Here is a 21,379-nt window from a genome sequence, read left to right on the forward strand (position 1 = left end):
TATTTCGAGTATTCGCCCGATATCCGCAGAGCTATCTATACCACAAATGCTATTGAGGCTATGCACCGTCAGATCCGAAAAGTGACCAAAACCAAGGGAGCATTTACTTCTGATCAGGCGCTGTTAAAGTTGGTTTATCTCACGGTTAAAGAAATATCAAAAAAATGGACCATGCCTGTCCGGAATTGGGGATTGACAATGCAACAATTACATATTAAATTTGGGGATAGAATTAAAGCCTTCGGCAACTCCTTTTAGGGTTCGCACTCGAGGCTGAAAGCCTCTGAGAACGAACCCTAAAAGGAGTGATGTGACACAGTTCAGTTTACACTACCGAATTTTAATTCTAAATGAAAAGCTCTGATACGACAAATTTTATATAAATGAAAAAATGACTTTCTTGCAATAGTTTGAGAAAGTCATTTTCAATGGATTTTATTTAGAATAGATTTATAGATTTGGTCAGATTAATTTTTTTCTAGACCATGTACTGATTGTTTTTATTTATTGATGTTAAATCACTTCCATCGTTCTCATTTTACGATGTTTTTATTATTCACGGAGATTCCTATGACCTGGTGCCCTTTATATTCGGTTACTTTCTCAAGTTGCTGAGCATGCAATTGAAAACACGCCATCATTACGAAAGGGTACATAAGTCTTTTTATAATTCCTTTGCTTATTATATTTTAAGTTTCCCTGCTGCAGCCATTACCAGTCCGTCCAGCCAGTCCTGGTGCCCGTTGATCATTGGATTTGGTTTTTGAGCAGCAAGTTCTAATGCAGGTTTACCTATTTGTGATTCCTGGGTCAGGATACGTACACGATCACCTTCGAGGTTTTCAATCAGCCAGGCGTGGATAACATCCAATCTTGTTTCTTCATCACCTTCGGCCCATCCGTGCCAGGAAATTCTTGCTGGTTCACCATTTGCAGGAGGAAGATATTCTGTTATTTCAGCTTCGATCGGGAATCCGAATGTTTTAAATCGGAAACGTGAATTTGATGAAAACTCAGGTCCGCCACCATTGTCAAATTCTACATCCGAAGAATTGCCATAGTACTTTGGCCAGGCAAATGGATTATTGAGATATGGCCAGATCTCTTCAGCGGATAGATCCTTAATAATAACTTCATTAGAACAATAGTTGTCTGTTAGGCCTGGAAGATACTCCTGAGGCCAGTTGATTGAATTTTGCATTTGTTTGTAATTTTAATTAGCCCATTGTTAGTCCAACGGATTCCTTTTATCCTTTGGGAATAAAGACAGATGTTATACCATCAGGTCTTTCAATGGGTAAACGTTTGATTTCTATTCTTGTTTTTAAATCTATGACCGAAATATAATTATTTGGCGTACAGGATATAAACATCCTGTTATCATTGTCGATATAGATTCCGGCTCCTTGACCAATATGCATCTTTTTTTCAAGCTGAAAAGTTTCTCTATTATAGAATATCAGATCTCCTGTTTTCACACTTACAATACAGACCGTTTTGCCATCCGGTGTAATTTTTAAACGATGAAGCCCCTGAACTGAGGTTTTTATTTCTTGTTTGACCTCCTTTTTTTCGAGATCAACAATTACTAGCATTCCATCAGGTCTTGCTGCCCATAGTTCGTTTTCGTCGGGCGAAACATCAAAACCTTCTGCTCCAAGACCAACATCCAATAAAGTCTGCCGCCAATCATTTCTTGGTTTTACATTAGGAGGCTGAACACCGGTAGGTGGCATATATGGAGGGATCTCCTTATTTTCGTAGATGCTCAATGTACCACTTTCCACATTTGTGGTATAAAAGGTTTTGCCACTATTGTTCAAATAGATCAAATGTGTAAAATCCTGTCCCGTTCCTAATGCTTGAACTGCTTTGTTACCTTTAATATCATATATAACAACATTTTTTGAGCCCTGTGCAGTAAACCATAACGAGTCATTTCTAAATACTAGTCCGTGCGGAATGGTGAAAGGTCTTGTATCAATTGACTGTTCTGGTTCAAGAGTCTGCAGATTGATCACATTGATTTCATGGCCTCCAGCATTCATGAGCGGTATGGAGATATATGCTCTGGTTGCATCTGAGTTGGTGACAACTTCGTGCGGATCGTCGCCTACCGGTATTTTTTTTAAAATATCCAGTGTTTTATAATCCATGACAACGAGCTTTTTATCACCCTTTGACAGCGCCAATAGGTAATGGTTTTGCGCTGAAGTGGTAGTTCCTAAAATACAGAAAGCCAAGAATATTACGCGCTTTAAATTGATTATATTCATTGCCTTATTTTTATAACCTAGTTTTGTTAGAACTGAAAACTGTTTGAACGTGCTGAAAATATTCAGCTCTAAAACTTGCAACAAGCTCAAGTGATCCATTTTTCTCGACATCATGAAAGTGCTTACTTTCCAGCGGCTCTAGGCCACAGAATGCATTCATTCTATGAAAGGGAAAGAGTACACCGTCATCCACGCTGCGTCCCTGAAAAAACTCTTCTGCAACGGTAAATGAATCTTCCGGCGCATTCCATGTTGTTGTGACCATATATTTCTTGCCCTGCATTAAACCGCCTGTGCCATAATTTCTTGCTGGGTTATAGGCCTTACGTCCATCACTATAGTACATGCCTTTTCTATGCCCCGCCGTAAAGACCTTATCAATATATTCTTTGAGTGTGAAAGGGATGTACATCCACCAAATGGGGAAGTGGTAGATTATAACATCTGCCCAAAGGAATTTATCGACTTCCGCTTCATAATCATATTTCCCAGCTCCGGTTTCGGTTATTTTTAGTTCGAAACCATTTTCAGCAGTAAAAAAAATTTTATCCCATTGCATGATGGTTTCATTTAGCTTACCTCCTGAATGAGCAAATTTCATTCCACCATTGATTATTAATATCTTTTGCATCTCGCCATATTTAAATCTTGGCGCAAAATTATGGACTGTTGTGATTAAATAAAAATAATAGTATTTTTGCATAACTATAAAAATATTTATACATGAATGAAAATCTAGAATGGTTTAGAACGTTTAAGGTAATCTACGAAACGGGAACTTTAAGTGGTGCAGCCAAGCAGCTGTTTGTTTCTCAACCAGGGGTTGGTATACATCTTAATTCATTGGAAGCCTATACGGGATATCCCTTATTTGAGCGAAAGGCAAGAAAGATGGTTCCTACTGAGCGGGGTCATTTACTATATCAGCAGATGCAGCACTCCTTAAATGTTCTTGAAGATATACAGGGCCGATTCCGGAGAAAATCGGGTTCAGATCGACCGACAGTTGGTGTGGGAATGTGCGTGGAGACTTTTCAACAGGCACTAGAGAAACATATACCTTTTTTGGATTTTAACCTCATCATGCAGTTCGGTGAAAGTGATAAGTTGGCTGAGTTACTGGAAAATGGAGGAACTGATGTTATTTTAACAAGCAAACCTAAAATAGACAATAATCTGGTATATGAAGCATTTACTACTGAAACCCTGATGGTCGTATGTGGAAAAAATACAGATCTTGCTGGTTGGGAATCAATCAATCCTAAGGAGGGAGATGCGATGCGTAATTGGTTCCAGGAGCAGATTTGGTATAATACAGCCTCTGATATGAAGTTACTCAATCAATTCTGGGAAGTAAATTTTGGCATCATGCCTGAATTTGTTCCTAATTATATTGTTCCTAATAAATTTTCTATTATCCGATGTTTATCGCTAGGGCGAGGGCTTGCTGTTCTTCCTGACTTTATCTGCAATGAAGCATTTGAAAAAGATGAGATCAGAATATTATGGCGTGGGTTTAAAGACGTAAAAAATACCCTGTATTTTGGCAGAAGAAAAAAAAGTTTGTACAAAGAGCAGATAGATTTTTTAACACAAACTCTGATTGCTGAGTATGTAAAACTTGATGGCGAAAAATAGACACGTGATAAGTGTTACTAGATGGCATTGTTCAATAATTAGTTAAGAGGTAAATAATCTTTTTATCATCAACTAGTTGAGCATTGGTCATTGGGTTAATGCGTAGGTTGGATTAATAGAAGTTATTTATGGATACAAGTAGTTTAAGAAATAAAAAATAAATACCTTTAACCCATGATGAACAGCAAGTCCAATACCATTCCGCTCAACACGCTTTCCGATATTTATGCATCGGGGATTGTTGTTGCGAATAATACTAGCCAAACGTTAGGACTAGATTCGATCACAGAAGCAAACCGCGATGATTATCACATCTTCGTTATACTTGAGAAAGGTTCAGGGCTGTTTGAGATAGATTTTAAGCAATATGAATTAAACCCAAATCGGTGATGTACATGCAGCCCTATTAGGTGCATCGGGGTATCATGCTCAAAGATGTAATCTATATTGCCTTACATAGTCAGTACTGAAAATATAAATGCTGCTTATATACAGCTCTTAAAGGACACCAGTCCTGCATAACCAACTTGCTTATTATATCTATAAGTTATCAACTATCGGCTAAGTAACATTATTTTGTCGGACCATACAGGATAATTAGACAAACGGCACTTTTTTATACAAACCTGCCATATTGTATAATAAGCGGTCAATACAACTTAATATTTGATTACTTTTGCATGTTAAATACTTTTGAGTTATTATTAAAAAGAAATGGAGAACCTGACCGCTGACCAAAAGAACAGACAGCTGATCGGCTTACTGATCGATAGACGATACCGTTTATGGAGACACGGGGCATTTCTGTCGGGATTTTTGCTGTTGCTATTTTACAAGGTAAACCAGTCAACCGAATACCACGGTATTTACCGTTATTATAATCTGTCGGCGATCTTTCTGACGTTCAATTTCATGTTCTATTTCAACATGTATTTCCTGATCCCCCGTTTCTTCTTCCGGGCAAAGTATATCCATTATCTGCTGATCCTGATGCTAGTTGTATCGCTGGGGCTTTATGTGTTGGATTTTATTTCCGATACTCTGGCCCCGCACAGATCTCACGATACGGTCAAGGTGACCGAAAACATGGGGCATCCCATCTGGTTTATCATTGCTTATGCGGTGATCCTGGTGACCACTACCATAAAACTGTTCCAGCGGTGGACTTTGGACAGGGAAAGCTATGCGGAGCTGAAAGACCTTACCCTCAGTATGGAATTGGAAAGCCTGAAGAACCAGATCAATCCGCACTTCCTCTTCAATATGCTCAACAATGTAAATGTACTGATCCGTAAAAATCCCGACAGGGCCTCTATGGTCGTGTTTAAGCTTTCCCAGTTCCTTCGGTACCAGCTTTATGAAAATCAGACAGAGACCACACCGGTTTCGGCAGAAATAGGATTTCTTTCTAATTTCCTCAACCTTGAAACGATCCGCAGGGACAATTTTCTGTTCACCATAGAAACCGGCAACGAAAATCTGAACTCCGTTTTTATCCCGCCCAATCTGTTCACAACCTTTGTTGAAAATGCCGTAAAGCACAGTGCGGATATATCGGGGGGGGGCACCTTTGTGGGCATCAGCTTAAAAATAGACAACGGTAGGCTTTTATTCCACTGCACCAACTCAGTTGCGGCCGGCGAAGGTTCGCCAAATTCCGAAAAAGGAGGACTCGGCCTGATCAACATTAAACGAAGACTGGAGCTCTTGTTTGACAAAAATTATCGTCTGGATATCAGTACCGTAAATAACCAGTTTATCGTTGACCTGGAAATTCCTATAAATTAGCACAGCGATGCGACCAAAAAATATTGATTTGATTTTAAAGATGAAATGTATCATAGTTGACGACGAATCCTTAGCGAGGGAATGGATTTTAACACTTGTAGGTGAAATTTCCGAAGTTGAAATAATCGGCGAGTTTACGAACGCATTGTCGGCACTTGATTTTATCCGGGAAAGTGAGGTAGACCTTGTATTTCTGGACATACAGATGCCAAAGTTCTCAGGTCTGGAATTTGCACAGGAACTGCCTGAACGTACGATGGTCATTTTCACCACTGCCTTCCCGCAATATGCCCTACAAAGTTATGAGCTGGATGCAATTGATTACCTGCTCAAACCTATCGAAAAGGAAAGACTGGAAAAGGCCGTAGGGAAAGCGAAAGAATACCGTAGATTATTGCTTCCCGAAACTACCAAAAATACATTCGAGGGAAAGAGCAATGATTCCATACTGATCAAGGCAGACAGGCGATATTACCGGGTGCTGCTCGCAGAGATATTGTTTATTGAAGGACTAAAAGATTATGTGGTCATTCATACCGTCGAAAAAAAGCTGGTTACAGCCATGAACATTAAGAATATACTCCTAAAAATTGACCTCCCTTATTTTTTAAGGGTCAGCAAGTCCTATATTGTCAATGGAAACCGTATCGATTCGTTCGACAACCAGACCATATATATAGGGGAACATGAAATCCCGATAGGAGATGTATATAAAAAAGAATTCCAGCAGGAGTATACCAGACAGATTTTTGGAAATAATCCATGATCAGATATTCAGGCTGATAGCTGTATCCCTAACAGACGTTATTTCTCTCCGTCCTAAATCAGTCTCGGAGATCTTCACGATTAGTAACCTTTGGTCTAAAAAAAAGATAGGTTCGTATAAAATCAGAAAATGACTTTTAAAAAAATCTTTCCTTAGCACAAAGATCAAAAATCATTCTGTTTTTAATCGAAATATACAATACGTGAAGATGAACACAAGAAGAATAATCTTACTGGGGATCTGTTTGGGGATTTCTACATTTTCCTATTCGCAGGATCAAAAGGACAGTATTTCACAAAAAGTAGTTCAGTATGCTATGGAAAAATTTCCTTCCATCCGTACACTCAATATAGAATACGATCATCAGGCGCCGTTTAAATATTCATCAAAAGAAAATGTCAATAAGTTGCCCGAAAATAAGGTTGGTGGCGTAAACCGGGTGGTTATCGACGGAAACAAAACAGTTCTTGTGAAAAATGGATGGATTTTCGGAACGAAAATCAATTACAGTTACAATTCGTTCACTTTAGCAGACCCCAATCCTGTATCCGGAGTGCAGACTGAAATATTACAGGACTACCATTATTTCGCAGCGGGACTCAACGTGGCACGGGTATCCAAATTGTTTGGCAAACCGTTTATCTATTCAGGATCATTGATTGTGGATGGCAGTGATAAGCATTTTGAACGGCTGCGGGGAATACTTACCGGAACCTTGGTTTTAAAAACGGATGAACGGACCAAGATGACCGTTGGACTGGCTGCTATGGTAGATCCAACCGTATTGATCCCGGTATTGCCTTCTTTTTCCTATGAATATAAATTCAGAAATGGATGGATTCTCGACGTAATATTGCCACAAAAGGTCTATATGCGGAAAGAACTGCTTAAAAACGGAAGGATATCCTTCGGTAGCGAAATGGCGGGCTCTACATTTTATCTTTACGATCTTTATGGTAAAAAAAAGCGGTACCAGTATCAGCAACTGGAGATCAATTCCGGGTTGATGTATGAACATAATCTGGGCAGGTCTTTCGTGGGAACTTTGAAATCCGGACTGAGAAGTATACCGACAGGTCGAATTTTTGAAAAAAGTGGATCGTTCAACGATTATATTTATGAAGCAAGGCCCCAGTCTTCTTTTTACATCAATGTGGGTGTATCCTTTAACCCCTTTGAAATGAAGCGAAAGTAAAATTAAAATGATATTGTTTATTGATCTTGCCTTATACATTTAATTTATGAATTGTGGACCTGCAATCCACCCTTTGATGACATTAAACATGATAAAAATATTTAAAACTAACATTTCGGACAGAAATAATGCAGATCGGGTAATCAGGATGCTGGAAGATGACTATCCGGAATTTATGATTACAATCGATACTGAAGATTGTGACAATGTACTTCGGGTAGAAGGTAACAGGATGTTTTCAGCGGAGGACATAATTGATATTATAATGGTTATAGGATTTACTGTTGAAGAAATGAATTAATGCTTGATAAATAGGTATTACAGTATCAAACTTTAATACGATTCCTTTTTGCTAAGATTTATAAAGGAGCTGCCAAATCTGCATAGATTGGTTCGAGATTAAAGCTAAGATTGACGGTAAATGCAGAGAGTTTCTTGAGCGATTCTGCGAACAGAACATACAGTCCTACGGTACAGAACAAAGCCAATACCGCTAAATAAAATACATCCGATCCGTCCGGAACATTTCATTTGGGGAGAAATAAAAGAAAACCGGTAACAAAAACACCTAATCCCAATGTTCCACCCACGATCTGGTAATAATTGATCAGTTTAATATCGTAGGTTTGTACCAAACGCTCATTGTAAATCGTGTATAGTGCAGCAAAAAGCGCAAGAAACTACCCCTAATATGATACCGAGCTGATAAGATGAATCAAAGTGAAAAATTAGAAGAAATAATATTTGTAGACAAAGGACATGTACTAGCGAGAATATTTCCTGAATTACTTAAAGATTGGGTGGATTTTATAAGAACGGAAACCGAATATTTTAGAAATGAAGAAGATTATTATCGAAATAATTGTAAATTAACACTTTTATAGCGCTCGGTTTTTGGTACAATCTGGTCACTGATATTGAAGATCTATTGAGAAAATTTAATGTCGCATTATACCGGGATCCAAAGGTTTTTGCAGATCAATTGTTTTATTGAATATTCCGAAAGTGAACATTGTAGTTTGGAAGCTAGGATAGCTATTCACTTACTTTCTGGCCAGGAGAAAAATGTAGAACATAGAATCTTTAAACCATGAGAACTTTGATTTTCAGTATAGATAGCGTATTATTCGGTTTAGAAAATACAAGAGGACCAATGGAAATGGTGCAATTTGCTAACCGCCTAACTTCACATGAGGGGATTCGGTGGTTCAATCGAATGGCTTGTATCGAATTCAATGATCTAAATATTAATAAGGCACTTCCTGGTGGAGTGCATACTGATAACACACTTCTAATAGGACAGGAGAATGGTGTATATTTGGACCTTTACCTTTGTATCAGAAACGGGCGAAATTGTTGTAGAATAGCCACAGCACATTTTCCTGATAGCGAAATATATATCCATGACGAATACCGACATACAATATTTTTGGAGAAACTCACTGAGGACGAAATTAAAAGCCTTTTTAATTATGTACGTGGACATATAGAATTAATACATCTGAAGCCAGCCACTCGGGGATACTAAGCTTCTGTAATATGTGAATGGCAAAAAAAGCCATTCACATATTAATTAAAAACGTCCCTGTGTTTTCACACAGAGGCCTAGGTTATCATATCTTTATTTTGTTGCAAATAGCAAAAATTAATTCAATCACTTTTCTTGTTGATAAAAGTAAACCCAAAATCGATAATAACCAAATTTTTGCCACTCTAAATTTCCTTCAGTTCCTCGATATTGGTATCATAATTTTTATCTTTCAAATATGCTATCCAACTGCCGAGCATTATAAATTCTTGATTTCCTGCAGAAAGTAAATCTTTAAAAAGTTGTTTGAACCTTTTGTCGAATTTACTACTTACGCTTTTGGAGGTCTTCTTTAAATCATTAAAATCTTGGGGAAGATCATAATCATCTAAACTAAGATTGCAATCTTCGACCGCAGCCAAAATAAATTTTTCTATTGCTGGAAAAATCTGCACTATATAGTGATGTCTTGTCTTGTGTTTATGTAATGTGAGTGTACCATATGAATGAACCTCATCAAATTCGTTTAAATAGTCCAGTTGCAGTTTGTCTTTATCAATGATGCCAACAGCAAAATCGTCAGTGAATTTCTCCTTCATCACTTTTGCTACTGTACCACAACCTTTCTGATGGTTGAATCCCTTACCTGTGGGAACACGAGTCTCGATCAAATTTGTGTCGACAAAACATTCTTGTATAATATGTAAGTCCATACTAGATATAACTTTCGCTGTTTGTAAATAGATACACGCCATATTGGTAAACATCATGCAACTCCTTGTCAGATAATTGCCTTAGGTTAGTCTCATGATTCTCATAATTCACCGTATAAACCGCCAGCTCTTCTCTAGCGTTCTCTAAAAAATCATTTAAAATAAATGGGCTATGGGTTGCTATAAAATACTGATTATCTTTTTTGTGGATTATTTCTTGTGTTACATGAGAAATACAGGGAGGGAACGAATGAGCCTCCGGTTCTTCAAACAAAAGTACACAATCAGTATTCGTTACTACGGCAGTTTTAAAAAAGATAATCCTCTTCAATGTATCAGCAATTGAGTTATATGGGACAAGAAAAATTTCATTTTGATTTTCCTCTGACTGCATTATTCGTAATGTTTGGCTAGCTCTATCAAAAAACAAATTTAACCTATACTCAGCAAAAAGAGACGAAACTTCCTTTTTAAGCTTTTCGTCTTGTTCAATCATATTGAATATGTTCGTACCGAATGGTGGGACAAGATATCTCGCATAGGATTTTTTTTGAGGAATATTTTGTTGAAATGCATATTTCCGAATACTGGAAATATAACTATCTCCGCGTTTGAATTTAACATTGAGTTTATCATCAACAGAGTAAATCCCTAAATCTGCAGGGGTTTCAATTTTTATTTGTAGCCCTGTAGTCTTTTCATATGAAAATTGTACAAACCCTAACTCGGTTTCTATTCTTGCTGGGGCGTGATAATTTCCATTGTAAAAAGCTCTGTCTCACTTTCCAATCTAATTAGTTGATCTAGCCCCTTAGATGTATTTTCTCTCAAAAAAGGAATAGTGAAACTTGATAGTGCCTCTAAAATGTTGGATTTATTCGTGCGATCAATGCCTATAAGAAGGTTTATTCTTTTGAAACCGTCAATCTTAAAGTCCCTAAATCCACGAAAGTTTCTGATATATAAAGATTTAATCATGGTATTTTTATGGTTATTCCACCAAAATACCATTTATTTTAACACTGCAATTAATTGAAATGCTATCACACCACTTCTTCGTAATGGATCTGTTTTCTTTTAATCATTAATTTATGCTCTTTGAATATCTTTTGTTGAAGAGTTTTAAATTTTTGGTCGGCGGCTTTGGGTACAGCACTGGAGACAATGACGCCGATAAAGTCTTGCGTTCTTTTCTTTATTTTGCTGTTTAATATGTCGAAGGTACTTTTTATTTGTTCGACAGCATCGTCAAGTGATTGTCCTTTAAGTTCGACTAGATAAAATTTTTGATCTTCTTTTATTGCAAAGAAAAAGTCACATTTACGGATATTATTGTCTTTGAAAAGGCAATTATCGATGTGAATTTTACAGATGCTCTTCTTGCTTCGGTTGTTTATTACAAATTTTTTGCCGTTTTCAAAAGCGACGGACGAATTACTATAACAATCCATGTCACCTCCTAATATAGCATATATATCCTTGCACGGCATATTACGAATATCTTAGTGTTAACAGATTTTCAAACGTTTCACTTAGCTCCTCAGAAATATCATCTATATTGGATGGACCGATAGATTTCAATTCATTGTCTAATGTGGAGGTTGATTTACCATTGCTGAAGTAGTAACAAGCGACATTTTCAAAATCTAACCATAATGGGGATGGTACAATATTGTCGACATCATTTTTAAGTTCGGGCTTTTCGCGAACCACATTTCCTGCTTGTATCAAATTATCAATTGATGTAAGCAAATATGGGCTGTGCGTCGTTACGATCAGTTTATCCTTTGATTGTTTTATCCTTTCGATAATAAATTCTATCAGGTCTTTTTGGGAAGTGGGATATAAGTTAAGTTCGGGTTCTTCTATTACGAAAAGATCATCATCTTTCTTTTTTGAGTTGGTATTGTGCTGCACGACAAGGAGAAGTGGAACTATAGATTGAATGCCGCTTGATGCCTGCGATAGTTTTATCGTAGTCTGATCTGCTACCTGAATATAGTCTGTCCCATCTTTCCATTGATATTTTGTTTTCAGAAAATCAATCGATAGTTCTTTGATATGGCTTCTTGCGCTTTCGAACTTGGCTCCAAATTCAATTAGCCATTTAGGCAAAGCGATATCGCTACTGATCAAGCTAAAAATAGATTGAGAAAAAGTCGCAAAAAATACCCTATCAGCAGGTATATAAATCGGGTTTAAACTTTTTATATCCTTTTCATTCAAGATATTTGAGGCGAATTGTCGATTCTCAATGGTATAAAAGTAATCGCCATTTTCATACTGAATTAAGGTATCTTCGTTTATTGCAAAATCGATATTAAGGTGGCTGAGAGATTTTTTAAATGTTTCTAATCGATTGTTGGAATTGAAGAAAATTCCAGATTTAAGAATTGATAATAGCTTTGCAACAGTACTTTTTCCACTGGGATTAGATCCGATATAGATGTTAATATCCTTGATTTCTATATCTATATTCGATAAAGGACCGAAACTTTTGACGATTAATCTTTCCATAGACCATAATTTTTCTATTTGAATTTCTTCACAACCTATATTTTCTGCTATACTCGATGGTTCGGTTCTACCAATACATTGCCACAAATATAATACATCTTTCTGCTACTGCTTCCTCTGTATCTACCTCGAATTCGTGGCAATTAAAATCGGAGTTATTATTTTAGGGAATTATAATTTTTATAACGCTTACGATTAGAAAAAAGAGAAGTTATCTGCCCTATTAGGCCATATTAGTTGTTTAACACGGACAGCTAGCAATGAACTTATAAGGAATTATCCTCTTATTTTGTAATCAGGAATATAGAGTGGTTACACTTTCTTTCGAAAAATTAATGTTTTATTGAATTATATGTTGATCTCGCCCCCAATGCTTATTCTAACACGGTATGTGTCGAAAAAGCGTCTTTTAAGTTCAGTCTGGATAGTCTGAAAATGCTTTCTTTTTTTATTAACGACAAATGCTCTTTTATAGTTGTAAACAGAAAAATTATGATTTTGTTGGAAATGAACAATTGTGGATTCGAGCTGCTTTAAGCCATCGCTGGCCCAGCCACCCGTCAATTGGTTCTTTAATTCAACGAAGACAATATTTTGCTCGTAGTCAATCATACCATCACACCTAGAATCCATATCCCCGTTAGGATTAATGATGTCGATGCAATTATCTATTGCGGTAAAACAAACAGGTTTAGCTTCTGGATTGTTTACTGTCGCGATCCATTTATGTTGATCATCCATATCAACATATGCAACCATTCCATTTTGATCATCACAGATACCAAATCGGTTATCTGTAATGGCTTCTTCTCTACAAGCTGCTTCAAAAAAATTAATCATATTAACTCTTGTTCAATTTCCAAAAGGGAGTCAAATAAATTGTTGCCCTTTTCCAAAAAGATATTTAAGTAATTTTGGTCGCTGGGTAATCCATCGTAATCTGGCAATTTAGCTATCGTGCCATCGTCTTCTAGCTGATAGACTGTCACTACAGGTCCATCGATACTCGATTTTAAAGGTACAATTAAATTTAGGCGTTTTAAAAGCTCTTCTTTATCAACATTATTGCTTTTTATAATTCTACTGTGCAAATGACCAGCTTGGATGCTTAGAGAGAGATAATTGATAATGTAAGGGCTGTGAGTTGTCAGAATTAGTCCATTCCCAGCATGCAAATTTGCATATTCCAGCAATGTGAAGAGCACGGACATCTGAGAAGAAGGAAAAAGATTTTGCTCGATTTCCTCAACGATATTTAGAAACGTGTCATTTCGATACTTTGACGAGAGCAATTTTAACGCCGCTTCCCTAAGTTCACTGGAAAGCTTATCATTACTTACGATCTTTGCTATTTCATCCTGTAGTTTTCGTTGGGTTTCGGTACTGACTTGACTTTTTGAAGTATCTCTTTCTTTCTCAATGGATGTCGCCAAGTTGTGTGATACAAGATATAGCGGCACGAAAGATTGAAATCCACTGGATGCCTCTGAAAGTCGAAGCCGATAAGAGTTTCCCACAATTCGAGGTATCTTATTGGCTTTGTCATATTCAAATTTAACATCTCCTATTGGGAGTTTTATACTACCCGATAGTTGGCTTAGTGCCTTTTGCATTTCTTCCCAAAAAGTAGATAGCGATTTTGGGAGCCCTTTTAGCTTATCCGGATTTTCTACAGCGCTTAGAAAATTTCTTTCAGCGGGGACATACATTATTTTTGGTACTTTATAGTCCTTCGTGTTTTTTGCAAATAGGGTCAATTTTCCATCACGGAATTTCATGTCATAGACATCTCCAATAAAGTCTATCTCAGTTGCTGGGGTAAAATAGTTAGCAAGATTTTGATAGTTACAATATTCTTTTACAAACCGATTGTAGCTCGTTACATAGTTTTCCTTTATCTCTCCTCTATACAAAGTCTTTTCCAGCCAACTCAAAGTAGAGATAAGTTTGGAAATACTACTTTTACCTGAACCTTGATTTCCAATAAAAACAGTTATTTTGCTGATGTCAATAAAACCATCATTATCTTCGAAACCATTTTGAATTGGACCAAAGTTCTTAACTTTTATTTTGCTCATAATTTCTACCCCTTAAATCGTGTTAGAAGAATCATCACTATTTTCCACGTTGGAGCTAGGTAACAAATCACTAATATTGTGCTTAGGACGTTCTTGCTCCACTTGTGTGGTAATAAACTCCCAAATAATGTTTTTGTCAACTCCAGTAATATCTGATAACTTGAGGATATCTTCCACGGTGAATTTACTTGGATCTAAGAATTTTGTCACAAATGAATCATGCCCCATATTGAGAGCTTTTTTTAACCCAGTTGAATACATATCTGATACATCCGTCATTTTCCGAAAAGATTTTGATTCAAATCTCGCCTTAATGGAGAGAAGAGTACTTTTCAATTTTTCTGGATTTATTTTATATGGAGTTGATTTTGCCATTTTTAGTCCTATTACATCATAAATTTGCTAATCTAAATTGAGATACTTTGCATAAAACTCTAAACCCAAATAGTAAAACTCTATATTCAAATATTAATTTTTGATTTCAGTAAATTTATATTGGTTTTTATTTTATTTATATCTATTTTTGTGTATTATATATATGATTTTAGACTATATATACATGATTTTAGATCTAAATATTAACTCTTTTTAAATTGGATTTAGACGACTATGAACAAAAAGCAAACAATAAAAAACAAGATCAAGCCGGCCGAGTAGCTTTGCAACCAAAGTCATATAATGACTTGCCATAATCGTAAAGAGCGTGACGACCCTACTATATACCTTTGAAATAACCATTCAAACGCCCTTCGATTTTTTATTAACCTTATTATTTATTTGTGACCTAAGCTAGGCTTAGGAGCAAAGGCGATGCGTTTGTAAGTATCACAGGCAATTCTAATTCAGCAGGTCACAGCCCTATTAACACCTTTAAAAATGACTCATTTTTACAAGGGTAGGAGTGAACTGCCTATTGGTACGCAATACTCCTGCCCAGAACAAACTAAATCGAACTGCTTAAAATTGTCAGTCCTCTTCTTGAGTATTGTAATGTTTTCTATGTTTAGTTTATCAGCTCAGACGCCCCGCAAGGACAGCGGGGCCGATGGGCTTTCAATAAAACCTCTGAAGGTAGGGGATAGTATACCCCAATGGCTATGGAACCATCCAGTCGAGGCAGCCAATCATGCTACTGGTAAAACCACGATCTCCCTTCAAGAATATAGAACTAAAAAACTAATAATTCTTGATTTTTGGGCGACATGGTGCACGGCATGTATTAAAGGCTTTCCAAAGATTCAAACACTAAATACTGAGTTTGTTAAGGACATCGTTATACTACCAGTTTCCGATGAAAGCGACGAGCGGACGGACAAATTTTTTCAAGGGGTAGGACAAGAATACCGATACCTCACCTCGGTTATTAATGACACAATCCTCAACAGATCTTTTCCTCATCGCGGTATTCCATATTATGTTTGGATTAGAGATAACAAAGTCATTGCTACGACAGATGGTTTTGAAATCACCGACGAAAATATAAGGAAAGCCATCTCCTCGTCAGAAAGTCAGATCCAGTCAATAAAGAAAATCGATCGGAAAATCCGCCCACTCCTACAGTCGTCTTTAGTGGATTCAACCATGAATGTACAGGCGTATTCCATATTTATCAACGGATACATCCGCGGCATGTCAGCAGGCTCATTTGCTAGATATACTCCACAGGGAAAGGTGTACGGTCGCCAGTTCGCTAACTTGCCTTTAAAGGATATGTATTTCGGTATCGCAACCCATCTTTTCAAAGAAAAACAGCAGCATTTCTATAATAAACTTATGTTCACCGAATGTGCAGATCCTTCTCTTCTTGATGCGGATCCGACAGCTCCTTTGGAAAAGTACTCCCCGAAAACGTACAGCTACGAGTTGAATGTGCCATTCGATAGGACCGACTCACTCTATGAGTTTATGCTTGCAGATCTAAATCGTTATACAAACTTCGTGGCGACAATGGAGAAAAGAGATTTAAAATGTTTGGTTCTCAAAAAGTGTACTGAAAATGAGAAACTTAAAAGCAAGACTGTGGCCAGTGAGTCTTCGTTCAAAAATGCTGCGGTACGATTGCGAAAGGTGCCGCTTTCTTATCTACTTAATCACTTGAACGCATTAAAAACTTTTGAAGAATATTTTGTGGATGATTCTGGTATTGACTATTTAATAGATATTGATCTTGGCGACAAGTCGAGTATAAAAGCTCTAAATGAGGGGCTGCACCTGTACGGCCTGACGTTAGTCAATGAAATTAGACCAGTAGAAATCATGGTGATACGCGATAAACAAATGCCAACTAAACAATAACCTAGAAAAATGAAAAAACTATTCTTAATTATATATATCCTATTAATTATTGCTGCGGAGGCATCAGCTCAGGAGCGAATTGACGGCTATGTCCTCGATAGCCAATCGAAAACACCTTTAACGGAGGTAAATGTAACTATAGATGGAGGAAAGACCACCAAAACAGATCGGAATGGATTATTTGAGATCGTCGTTGAACATAAAAAAATGCAACTTTCTTTTTCTCATATAGGGTTTAAGACGTATGTGCAGAATTTAATTTTACCTATAAAACAATCGCTACAAATCCTTTTGGAGGCGAATCACAACCAATTGGAAGAGGTAGAAGTCACTACGGGCTATCAGCGTATCCCGAAGGAAAGAGCAACTGGCTCATTTGCCTATGTTGGCAAAAAACAGCTCGAGAAAATGGTGACGACAAATATCTTGGAACGCTTGCCGATGATGGCCAATGGGGTGATGATGGACCAGGGGACTTCAGATAATGGAAATCTGATGGTACGCGGTCTGAGCACGATCAATGGTCCTAAATCACCTTTGATTGTTTTAGATAACTTTCCTTACGAAGGAAACATCAATAATATCAATCCGAATATTGTCGAAAGTATTACAGTGCTCAAAGATGCGGCTGCAGCATCCATATGGGGGGCTAGGGCGGCCAATGGGGTAATTGTAATCACCACCAAAACAGCTAAGGCGAATCAACCTATACGGATTGATCTCAAAACTGCGCTGACAATCGGTAGTAAACCTGACTTAGACTATATTCCGCTTGTCTCGAGTAGCGATTTTATTGATGTGGAGACTGAACTTTTTAAGCGTGGATTCTATGATGCTGACTATTCTTCTACCAATAAACCGGTGTTGTCTCCAGTGGTGGAGCTACTTTTTAAAGAGAAAAATGGCGATATAAGTGCAGAAGTAGTTTCTGCAGAGCTGGATCGTTTACGGGGGATAGATTCAAGGCAACAATATCGGGACTACATGTATAAGCCGTTGGTAAACCAGCAATATTTCCTGAATATGTCGGGTGGATCGGAAAAATATGCCTGGACAAGCGGAGTAGGGTATGATGCAAATAGTGGCAACCTGGATGAAAAAAATAAGCGGTTGAACCTGCGGTTTCAACAGGTCTGGCAGCCGATTTCCGCTTTAAAATGGCTATCATCAATCTACTTAACAAACGGACAGACGCACTCGGGAAGACTTGGTTTTGGAGCAGTCACTTTAAAAAATAATGGTGCTCCGCCCTATCTGGAATTTGCAGACCGTGAAGGTAATGCCTCACCGGTGTATACTGGCTATAATCAGGATTTCAAAAACTCTTTTGGTAGTAAATTGCAGGAATGGAATTATTATCCTTTAACTGACTGGCAGCATGATTATAGTACTTCGTCAAATACTGAGATCATACTATCTTCCGGTATTCAATATCAGATTTTTAAGGGCGGCAACTTAGATCTTAAATATCAATACCAACAGACCGATGGAATATCGGATAATATGCATGATAAGGATAGTTACTATAGCCGGGATTATGTCAATCGCTTTGCCCAGCTAAAATCGGATGGCAATTACGATTATCAGATTCCGGTAGGCGCTATCTTAGATAGAACAAACAGTCAAAATAGGACTCATAATTTTAGGGGACAGTTCAATTTTGAGCGTACATGGGATCAACACCAGCTGACCATGCTGATGGGAGGTGAGTTCAGGAAATCTAAGTCGACATACGAATCTAATCGTTATTATGGCTATAATAAAAATAATCTGACGTTAGCCTTGATTGACTATGTGAATAGGTATCCGAGTCTGATCAATGGGGCTGAAACTTATATTCAGAATGGCACTTCGCTGGAGGAAAGAAATACAAATTTTGTTTCCTTCTTTGCCAATGGGGCTTATACATGGAAAGGGCGTTATATCCTTTCCGCAAGTGCCCGCCGTGATGCAAGTAATCTATTTGGCTTAAAGACCAATGATCAATGGAATCCTTTTTGGTCAGCAGGCATGGCTTGGATGCTTTCAAAGGAACAGTTTTACAAAGTAGACTGGCTGCCTTCTTTAAAGCTACGGGCTACTTATGGATTTAGTGGTAATATCGACCCATCTATGGTGGCTGTGACGACGATTGCCTTTGATGGTACAGCCTCGCGATATACGGGCGGAAGGACTGCACGCTTTGATAATTATTTTAATCCAAGTCTACGCTGGGAAACATCCAAGATGTTAAATCTTGCCGTCGACTTCAGTACCAAAAATGATCGGCTATCGGCTTCCATCGAGTATTTTATAAAAAACGGAGAAAATCTATTCGGTACCTCCCCGATAGATTATACCAAGGGTGTTTCCACATCCATGTTGTTCAATGTAGCAAACATGAAAGGTGATGGACTGGATATTGATCTTAATGCTGTCTGGTTGGATAGAAGGCTTAGATGGAATACCAAACTTAATCTGAACTACTACAGAGACAAAATCAATTCGTACTATATGTCAAATCGCACAGGGAGCTATTATATCGGTGCTGGGTCGGTACCGATCTCTGGTGCGGAGGGGAAACCAGTGTATTCGATTTTTGCTTATAAATGGGCCGGTTTGGATCCCAATACGGGTGATCCGCAGGGGTGGCTCGACGGAGAAGAAAGTACAAATTATGCGACTATGATGGGGGCTGCCACTACAGTAGATAAACTGCAGTATTTCGGTTCTGCCATTCCAACGATTTATGGTGCTATGACCAATTCATTTTCTTATAAAGGATTTGGTTTAGATATCGCCCTGCTGTATAAGTTTGGTTATTGGTTTCGTCGCGAGTCGATAAACTATAACGATCTTTTTTACAACCTAAATGGACATAGCGATTATGCTAAGCGTTGGCAGAAGCCGGGAGATGAAGTTTTAACAGATGTACCATCAAATATATGGTCGACAAATTCCAGTAGGGATAGTTTCTATAAGGGATCTACTGTGCTTGTCGAAAAGGGCGACCACATCCGACTACAGTACATTAACTTGAATTATACGCTTAGCAATCTGAAAATTGGACGTCTGCCTTTCCAATCCATCCAATTTTATGCTATTGCCAATAATATCGGTCTGCTCTGGAAAGCAAATAAAAAAGGGATAGATCCTGACTTCAATATGGGTCAATATGCGCTAAAAACACCAGCAGTTTATACGATCGGATTGAATGCAAACTTTTAAATCTAGAAACCATGAATTACTTAACTCACAACTATAGAATCATCATCATTTTATGTACAGCACTATTGTCAGGATGCAATAAATTGTTGGATGAGAAATCAGATCTCAAATTGTCTACACCGGAGTCGGTACAGGATTTCCAGGCTTTATTGGATCGTGTCACGGATGTTAATATCAATTATGCCGGAAGCGGGGAGGTCTGTTCGGATAATTACTACCTGACTGATGCGGGTTATGCCGGACTGAAAAACGAAGAAGACAAAAGATTATATACTTGGCAGCCCGATCATGTGGCGCTTAGCGGTACTTCTGGCAATGACTGGCGCTATTGCTATAAGACAATCTATAGCGCCAATTCGGTTATTTATGGTATTAAGCAAAAGAATCTGACCGGAGCAGACAATGTTAAAGGTCAGGCTCTGGCAATACGGGCATCGCGCTACCTTGATGCCGTAATCGTATGGGCGCCGGTGTACAACAAAGCTACCGCAGATCGAGACCTAGGTGTGCCACTTCGACTGGATCCCGACATGAATCCTGGTTCAAAAAGGGCGAGTGTAAAGGCGTGTTTCGATCAGATAATCCAAGATCTCAATGAAGCAAAGGAGTTGCTTCCAGCGAAGCCAATTGCATTGACACGAGCCTCTAAGGGTTTTGCATATGGCCTTTTGGCGCGAGCTTATCTATATATGGGAGACTATAATTTGGCCTTGGCCAATGCTCTTGAGGCATTGAAGTATAATAATCTCCTGATCGATTACAATGCCTTGAATCCAAATGATAAAGTTCCGATCAAGGATATGAACGTAGAATTTGTTTTTTGGGGGACAATGCGTTTAGCTCCACCAATTGGAGTATCGATCGCCTTTATACCAGAAACACTCTATAATCTTTACGGAGAAAACGATCTTAGAAAGGAAATTCTATTTAACAAAAACGCTAATGGTACGATTTCCTTTCGGGGCGATTATACGGGGTCGTCCAATAGTAAGATTATGGGCGTCACTACGGCAGAATTGTATTTGATTGCCGCAGAGGGGTATGCAAGAAGTGGGCAACTTTTAGAAGCAGAAAAGATAGTCGAAAAGTTGCAGTCGAATAGATGGAAAAAAGGAAAGTATAGCCCAATGAAAGATTTAGGGCAAGAGGAATTGGTTACTTTAATTTTACAGGAACGTAGAAAGGAGTTATTATTTAGAGGCTTGCGATGGGGGGATCTTAAACGCCTCAACCGTGAAGGAGCTAATATCACATTAACTCGTAGCGTAGCCGGCACAAGTTATACACTCCCCCCTAATGACAAAAGGTATGCGATTGCTATACCGGAAGATATTATCGATATGTCGGGAATAGAGCAAAATGAAAGATAAAAAAAGAG

General features: G+C 37.9%; 22 protein-coding genes. 11 read left to right on the forward strand and 11 right to left on the reverse strand.

Annotated features, from left to right (window positions below; all coding sequences use genetic code 11):
- A partial coding sequence (locus IQ31_RS23900) for a transposase (protein ID WP_145330579.1) occupies positions 1–258 on the forward strand: 258 nt, incomplete at its 5' end.
- A 424-nt stretch (positions 259–682) separates the two neighbouring features.
- Here IQ31_RS23900 and IQ31_RS23905 read toward each other — a convergent pair.
- Genes IQ31_RS23905 through IQ31_RS23915 form a run of 3 tightly spaced genes read right to left on the reverse strand, consistent with a single transcriptional unit; the run spans position 683 to position 2,979 of the window.
- Positions 683–1,201 carry an SRPBCC family protein gene (locus IQ31_RS23905; RefSeq protein WP_145330581.1) on the reverse strand — a complete coding sequence of 173 codons (519 nt, stop codon included), beginning with the start codon at positions 1,199–1,201 and terminating at the stop codon, positions 683–685.
- A gap of 46 nt (positions 1,202–1,247) precedes the next feature.
- Positions 1,248–2,276 (reverse strand): YncE family protein, encoded by a 1,029-nt coding sequence (locus tag IQ31_RS23910; protein WP_145330583.1) that lies wholly within the window; start codon positions 2,274–2,276, stop codon positions 1,248–1,250.
- A 10-nt stretch (positions 2,277–2,286) separates the two neighbouring features.
- A complete protein-coding gene (locus tag IQ31_RS23915; protein WP_208734372.1) occupies positions 2,287–2,979 on the reverse strand; it encodes an NAD(P)H-dependent oxidoreductase in 693 nt (230 codons plus the stop codon).
- Positions 2,980–2,999: 20 nt separating this feature from the next.
- Here IQ31_RS23915 and IQ31_RS23920 point away from each other — a divergent pair, with 20 nt between their 5' ends.
- The 7 genes from IQ31_RS23920 (at position 3,000) to IQ31_RS23955 (ending at position 9,191) form a co-directional block, all read left to right on the forward strand.
- A complete protein-coding gene (locus IQ31_RS23920) occupies positions 3,000–3,914 on the forward strand; it encodes a LysR family transcriptional regulator (RefSeq protein ID WP_145330585.1) in 915 nt (304 codons plus the stop codon).
- Positions 3,915–4,088: 174 nt separating this feature from the next.
- Positions 4,089–4,304, forward strand: a complete 216-nt coding sequence (locus tag IQ31_RS23925) for a cupin domain-containing protein (protein ID WP_145330587.1) — start codon at positions 4,089–4,091, stop codon at positions 4,302–4,304.
- Between the two features lie 324 nt (positions 4,305–4,628).
- Positions 4,629–5,702: a sensor histidine kinase gene (locus IQ31_RS23930; protein ID WP_145330589.1), complete on the forward strand. Its 1,074-nt coding sequence runs from the start codon at positions 4,629–4,631 to the stop codon at positions 5,700–5,702.
- A gap of 40 nt (positions 5,703–5,742) precedes the next feature.
- Complete coding sequence (locus tag IQ31_RS23935; RefSeq protein ID WP_145330591.1) at positions 5,743–6,468, forward strand: LytR/AlgR family response regulator transcription factor; 726 nt, start codon at positions 5,743–5,745, stop codon at positions 6,466–6,468.
- Positions 6,469–6,676: 208 nt separating this feature from the next.
- A complete protein-coding gene (locus IQ31_RS23940; RefSeq protein WP_145330592.1) occupies positions 6,677–7,663 on the forward strand; it encodes a DUF6268 family outer membrane beta-barrel protein in 987 nt (328 codons plus the stop codon).
- An 88-nt stretch (positions 7,664–7,751) separates the two neighbouring features.
- A complete protein-coding gene (locus tag IQ31_RS23945; protein WP_145330594.1) occupies positions 7,752–7,964 on the forward strand; it encodes a hypothetical protein in 213 nt (70 codons plus the stop codon).
- Positions 7,965–8,753: 789 nt separating this feature from the next.
- Positions 8,754–9,191: a hypothetical protein gene (locus tag IQ31_RS23955; RefSeq protein ID WP_145330596.1), complete on the forward strand. Its 438-nt coding sequence runs from the start codon at positions 8,754–8,756 to the stop codon at positions 9,189–9,191.
- Between the two features lie 185 nt (positions 9,192–9,376).
- Here IQ31_RS23955 and IQ31_RS23960 read toward each other — a convergent pair whose 3' ends face one another.
- From IQ31_RS23960 to IQ31_RS23995, 8 genes are all read right to left on the reverse strand, one after another.
- A complete protein-coding gene (locus tag IQ31_RS23960; RefSeq protein WP_145330598.1) occupies positions 9,377–9,904 on the reverse strand; it encodes a hypothetical protein in 528 nt (175 codons plus the stop codon).
- Between the two features lies 1 nt (position 9,905).
- Entirely contained in the window at positions 9,906–10,400 is a 495-nt protein-coding gene (locus IQ31_RS23965) for an AAA family ATPase (protein ID WP_145330600.1), read from the reverse strand.
- A gap of 236 nt (positions 10,401–10,636) precedes the next feature.
- A complete protein-coding gene (locus tag IQ31_RS28315) occupies positions 10,637–10,915 on the reverse strand; it encodes an AAA family ATPase (RefSeq protein WP_145330602.1) in 279 nt (92 codons plus the stop codon).
- A gap of 32 nt (positions 10,916–10,947) precedes the next feature.
- A complete protein-coding gene (locus IQ31_RS23975; RefSeq protein ID WP_208734376.1) occupies positions 10,948–11,394 on the reverse strand; it encodes a hypothetical protein in 447 nt (148 codons plus the stop codon).
- A 1-nt stretch (position 11,395) separates the two neighbouring features.
- The gene (locus IQ31_RS23980; protein WP_145330606.1) at positions 11,396–12,421 is read right to left on the reverse strand and encodes an AAA family ATPase; all 1,026 of its coding nucleotides are present in this window, start codon (positions 12,419–12,421) and stop codon (positions 11,396–11,398) included.
- A 348-nt stretch (positions 12,422–12,769) separates the two neighbouring features.
- Entirely contained in the window at positions 12,770–13,261 is a 492-nt protein-coding gene (locus tag IQ31_RS23985; protein ID WP_145330608.1) for a hypothetical protein, read from the reverse strand.
- Entirely contained in the window at positions 13,258–14,499 is a 1,242-nt protein-coding gene (locus IQ31_RS23990; RefSeq protein WP_145330610.1) for an ATP-binding protein, read from the reverse strand. Before IQ31_RS23990 ends, IQ31_RS23985 begins: the two co-directional genes overlap by 4 nt.
- A 12-nt stretch (positions 14,500–14,511) precedes the next feature.
- Positions 14,512–14,874 (reverse strand): hypothetical protein, encoded by a 363-nt coding sequence (locus tag IQ31_RS23995; RefSeq protein ID WP_145330612.1) that lies wholly within the window; start codon positions 14,872–14,874, stop codon positions 14,512–14,514.
- Between the two features lie 624 nt (positions 14,875–15,498).
- Between IQ31_RS23995 and IQ31_RS24000 the strand changes: the two genes are divergently transcribed.
- Genes IQ31_RS24000 through IQ31_RS24010 form a run of 3 tightly spaced genes read left to right on the forward strand, consistent with a single transcriptional unit; the run spans position 15,499 to position 21,371 of the window.
- Positions 15,499–16,794: a TlpA family protein disulfide reductase gene (locus IQ31_RS24000; RefSeq protein ID WP_158638966.1), complete on the forward strand. Its 1,296-nt coding sequence runs from the start codon at positions 15,499–15,501 to the stop codon at positions 16,792–16,794.
- 9 nt (positions 16,795–16,803) lie between these two features.
- The gene (locus IQ31_RS24005) at positions 16,804–20,001 is read left to right on the forward strand and encodes a SusC/RagA family TonB-linked outer membrane protein (protein ID WP_145330616.1); all 3,198 of its coding nucleotides are present in this window, start codon (positions 16,804–16,806) and stop codon (positions 19,999–20,001) included.
- An 11-nt stretch (positions 20,002–20,012) separates the two neighbouring features.
- Entirely contained in the window at positions 20,013–21,371 is a 1,359-nt protein-coding gene (locus IQ31_RS24010; RefSeq protein ID WP_145330618.1) for a RagB/SusD family nutrient uptake outer membrane protein, read from the forward strand.
- Positions 21,372–21,379 lie beyond the last annotated feature (8 nt).

This window comes from Sphingobacterium siyangense (genome assembly GCF_007830445.1).
In the GTDB taxonomy this organism is placed as follows: Bacteria; Bacteroidota; Bacteroidia; order Sphingobacteriales; family Sphingobacteriaceae; genus Sphingobacterium; species Sphingobacterium siyangense.